This is a genomic window from Mesorhizobium sp. M4B.F.Ca.ET.143.01.1.1, assembly GCF_004792275.1.
In the GTDB taxonomy this organism is placed as follows: Bacteria; Pseudomonadota; Alphaproteobacteria; order Rhizobiales; family Rhizobiaceae; genus Mesorhizobium; species Mesorhizobium abyssinicae.
Window position 1 is genome coordinate 1 of record NZ_SRSR01000115.1, and the last position, 404, is coordinate 404.

The following is a 404-nucleotide window of genomic DNA, read 5'->3' on the forward strand; positions in this document are numbered from 1 at the left end:
TTCACCATGCGCGGCAGAAGCAGCATCACCGCGGCCAGCGTCATGCCGGTGCCCAGCACCTTGGCCAGGACCACACTGAGATCGCCCGCATTGTAGAAGGCGATGGCGCCGAGCACGAGGCCGATGATGAGGCCGAGCACGACCGGTTCGCCGAACACGCCGAAGCGGCGCTCGATGGTTTCGGTGTTGATGTTGATGCGGTTGCTGCCGGGAATACGGTCCATGATCCAGTTCTGGATGATGGCGATCGGCAGGATCTGCGCCGAGGCGAGATGCGGCACCGAAATGCCGGGAACGCCGTAGAACTGCTGCACCGCGCGCGCCGACCAGTCGGCGAAAAGCAGCGAAAGCGCCGCGACGAGCGCCGCGATCGCAATGCCGTAGGCCAGATTGTCGGTGGCGGC

The 404-nt window shown here is 65.1% G+C and carries 1 protein-coding gene; it reads right to left on the reverse strand.

Annotated elements, in window-relative coordinates; translation table 11 throughout:
- Positions 1-404: PTS transporter subunit IIC (locus tag EN786_RS36210; RefSeq protein ID WP_281405033.1), on the reverse strand; the 404-nt coding region annotated here is incomplete at both ends.